At 42.3% G+C, this 3,826-nt stretch carries 5 protein-coding genes; 4 read left to right on the forward strand and 1 reads right to left on the reverse strand.

What is annotated here, in order from left to right; genetic code table 11:
* Positions 1-616: 616 nt before the first annotated feature.
* Positions 617-1,687 (reverse strand): YdaU family protein, encoded by a 1,071-nt coding sequence (locus ACFIK0_RS04580; protein WP_375663586.1) that lies wholly within the window; start codon positions 1,685-1,687, stop codon positions 617-619.
* A gap of 416 nt (positions 1,688-2,103) precedes the next feature.
* On the opposite strand from ACFIK0_RS04580, the gene ACFIK0_RS04585 reads away from it, so the two are divergent.
* The 4 genes from ACFIK0_RS04585 to ACFIK0_RS04600 all read left to right on the forward strand — a co-directional run bounded on the left by ACFIK0_RS04585 (position 2,104) and on the right by ACFIK0_RS04600 (position 3,686).
* The gene (locus ACFIK0_RS04585; RefSeq protein WP_273790852.1) at positions 2,104-2,421 is read left to right on the forward strand and encodes an XRE family transcriptional regulator; all 318 of its coding nucleotides are present in this window, start codon (positions 2,104-2,106) and stop codon (positions 2,419-2,421) included.
* A 312-nt stretch (positions 2,422-2,733) separates the two neighbouring features.
* Entirely contained in the window at positions 2,734-3,123 is a 390-nt protein-coding gene (locus ACFIK0_RS04590; RefSeq protein ID WP_375660820.1) for a hypothetical protein, read from the forward strand.
* 2 nt (positions 3,124-3,125) lie between these two features.
* Positions 3,126-3,314 carry a hypothetical protein gene (locus ACFIK0_RS04595; protein ID WP_273790850.1) on the forward strand — a complete coding sequence of 63 codons (189 nt, stop codon included), beginning with the start codon at positions 3,126-3,128 and terminating at the stop codon, positions 3,312-3,314.
* 207 nt (positions 3,315-3,521) lie between these two features.
* A complete protein-coding gene (locus ACFIK0_RS04600) occupies positions 3,522-3,686 on the forward strand; it encodes a hypothetical protein (RefSeq protein WP_375663587.1) in 165 nt (54 codons plus the stop codon).
* The last annotated feature ends 140 nt before the right edge of the window (positions 3,687-3,826 follow it).

Raw genomic sequence — 3,826 nt, forward strand, 5'->3', positions numbered from 1 at the left:
GCCAAAGAGTTTGCTTTTCATTGAGTTTTTCTGAAATGGCTGTGTTGGTGTTTGTTTGCCAAGAGCATGGGAAGTGGTGCCTTGAGGAAAGGAGGAAGGGGAAAGAAGGAAGGATGCAAGAAGGGTGGGGCGGATGCCTGTGAGGGTGTGGTGCATGCTTGGGTCCTGTTGGGGTGCATGTTGGAGTGTCCTGTTGGGATGCCTGTGTGGAGGGGGTGGGTTTGTTGCCAAAGAGTTTGCTTTTCATTGAGTTTTTCTGAAATGGCTGTGTTGATGTCTGCTTGCCAAGAGCATGGGAAGTGGTGTCTTGAGAAAAGGAGGAAGGCGGAAAGGAGGAATGATGCAAGAAGGGCGGGGTGGGTATGCCTGTTTTGAGGGTGTGGTGCATGCTGGGGTGCCTTGTGTTGGGGTGCCTGTGGATGTCCTTGTGTGGGGAAAACGCTTTTGTGATGAGAGCAAAATGGTCGATGTTGACGCATTTTGCTGTGTGAATCGCCTATCCAAGTGTTGTTTTGCCGCCCTTTGTTTTGTTCTGTGTTATTTTGTCCGATGCTGTTGTGGTTTTGAAACATTTTTATCCCCGCGCGTGCTTGAAAAATACGTTGTTTTTGTGATGTCAAAAATTGTCATTATAGTTGATCAAACTGCGGTAAAGGGTGTCGTTGTTCTCAGAGATGAAAGATGAGGAGCTTCCCTGTTTTTGCTGTTCTTGCCGTTCGATCTCACGGCGAAACCAGTTGCGCCATGTGGCTTGCCAGTCTACTTTGAGAGCTTCTTTGCCGCTCTTGGCTTGCCAATAGTCGCGAAACTTCTTTTCTTGCCAATGGGCTTGGCTTTCACTCAAACCTTCTGAAACTGCCGCCTTGATGTCTGCTTGCCAATGCTCAGGAAGACGGTGCCCTTTGGCAACTGAGGAAGTGGTTTTTTTGTTGGTGCAAAGCGGGATGGAGGCAGAAAGATTGCTGGAGGGAAGAGTGGTGGCGGATTTTGTTTTTTCCCCCGTGACAATTTGCGCGATAGGGGCGGAGGTAAACTCGGCTTGGGGAGCGTTTAAAGAGGGGGCGTTTTTTTGCTCCGCTTCTTCTTGTGGAGGGGAAGAGAGAGGTGAATCAAGAGCCGATGAGGAGGATGGATGATCGCTTTGTTCAAAGTTCTCTTCGAAGGAAAAACAAGGCTCTGTCTCATCAAACAAAATTTTCTTTTCTAAAACACCGTAAGGTGTTTCCTTTTCTTCTGCCTTTTGAGCTTCTGAGCTTTGTGCAGCATCTTTTGGACTTTCGTTAAGCAGTTGTTGCATCTCTGCATTGATTTTTTTGCGTTTTTTTGCCGAAGAACGACCCGCAAAGGATTTTTGTTCAAGCAATTTTTCACGCTCTTGAAAAATATTTTCGCAACGCTTGTTCCATAATCCATTGGCTAAATTTAAAATCTTACCTTCTTGGATGAGCATTTCTAAAACATTAACAAAAGTTCGCTTGTCACAACCACAAAGACGCGCTAAACGTTCTTTCGATATTTCTAAAGGTCGTCCACGGGCATACATTTCATTGAGAAGAATCGTATAGATTCCAATTTCGTGTGCGCGCATCCCACGTACACCTCCTAGAAAGTCATTTTGATACCAACAAACATATGGAAGCCTAGACGATTCATAATGAGGAGTTTCTTGTTGATTAGCGTGTTTCATACTGCAATCTACTTTCTTCTTTTTTATACATTTTTATTGATGATAAAAGCTCAAATAAGGATTTAACTTGTGTTGCTTTTGGCTCTGTTCGATGATGACTAGAGGCTTCTTTACGACGCTTATAAATGATTGGCTGTGCTTGAAGAGCATGCAAACTTACGATTTAAGATTGCGGTGATGGAAAAAATAAAGAATACCACACATTCTCAACGTACTTGCTTTTGGGCAGAAGCTTTGGAGAGTGGTCTTTTATATCCTGTAGGGTGGTTAAAGTGTTTTTATGATCCAAAAATAAAAAAATTTCCCCCGAAAAAGTAAAATTTGTTTCCTTAATTTTATCCTTTTTAGAGGATAATGCAAGCTCGTTTTATAAAAAGGACGTGTTTTTTTAAAAAGACGCGCTATATGGTGAAATTATGAATATCGATGGTTGGCGTCAAAGATTAAGAATCGCTTTGGAAAAAAGTGGGCGGTCAAAAAGATCTATCTCCCTCGCTGCCGGTAAAGGCGCGGGGTACCTTCATTCTATTCTTTCTGAAGGAAAAGAACCAACAATCGAATCTCTCTCGCGAATTTGTCACGAAATTAATATCAGTATGAATTATATTCTTTATGGTAAAGGGGCTAGCCCTGAAGATAAAGAATTTATAGAGCTTATTTCGAAACTCTCTCCGCAAGAGAGACAGGCGATTTTGACTCTTTTGCGGCGGCCAATTGACGAAGCTTCAAAATAACTTCCTTTTGTGCTTTTGAATCAAGGCGACTCCAGTATTTTATTAATATTATGTCACTCATTTTATCTCTCCTGTGTGTTTATAATTGCAATTTTGTAAGAACAAATAGAGAACAACAAAGGGGCATGAGAGGAACAAAGAATAATAGATTTTTATTTACATATGTCATTTGAACCCCGTAGATATTTAAAATATATCTTTTATGAAGGATAAAATGGTTGACATCTCTCCTATAGAGGAGATAAGACTAACGCTATATTTAGTCTTGTCAAGACAAGGCTATGCTTTATCAACTATCTAAAGGGGGAAATCATGAAAAATATTTCATTCGTTAAAGAGGATGAAATCATTATCGTTTTATGCGAAGAGGAAAATCCTGGTACTTATGAAGGACCAATCGACGAAATCGAAGAGGTGCTCGAACTGATTGAAGAATGTGAAACTGTTTATAGAGTTTTACGACTCGATCTGACAACTTCTCATGCTGAAGATGTTACGGAACAAATCGCTGATTTTTATGTCGAAAATCATGAAATGAATGAAGAAAATACACAATTGCAGCCCTTCATTTTGAATAGTGAAGCTTATCATGCTTGTTTAAATGAAAGAGCGGCTTGCGATTATGAAGATAATCTCTATGGCTCTTATGAAAAACAGCATCGTTTACGCCCATGTGATGTCTTGACAGATTATTGGTGGTAAACATGCCAAGTTATCTCAAGACTTCTTATCAAGGGATTCCACTTTATTATGCTGGAAATATGCGAAATTTAATCAGACTCGAACCACAAAAACACAACGCTATACTTTTTATATCGCAAGAGGTGGCTCAGTCTATGGCAAAAAAATTGGAGGAAGAATATTGCCGCCATGATTTTTCCGTCGTGCAATAGCAGGGTTGAAAAAGGAAGTCGCAATGAAAGGGTCCAAGTGCTTTTTCATTGCGGTGACAATGGTGTGCATTATGCTTTCGTTCTTGGAAGGGAAGCTTAGGGAAGCTTAGGGAAGCTTAGGGAAGCTTAGGGAAGCTTAGGGGGGAGCTTTGCGGGGATTTTCTTAGCCGACATGGGAAAGGGGGGCATGAAGAAAAGAGCCTATATATGAGAAATTGCGGGCGCTTGTGTGTGGGGCGGGGAAGTTGCTGGCTGGTTCATTGGGGGGATAAGACAATGGAGGGGGAGGTCGTTAAAGCTTGTTTAGACGTATTGGGACAAACGGGGGGCTGGGAGTTTTTTGTGGTGCGTGCTGGGGGAGCGCCGCAATGAAAGGGCCCCAAGTGCTTTTTCATTGCGGTGACAATGGTGTGCGTTATGCTTTCGTTCTTGGAAGGGAAGCTTAGGGGAAGCTTAGGGGAAGCTTAGGGGAAGCTTAGGGGAAGCTTAGGGGAAGCTTAGGGGAAGCTTAG

The sequence above is a fragment of the Bartonella sp. CL63NXGY genome (assembly GCF_042194905.1).
Lineage (GTDB): Bacteria > Pseudomonadota > Alphaproteobacteria > Rhizobiales > Rhizobiaceae > Bartonella.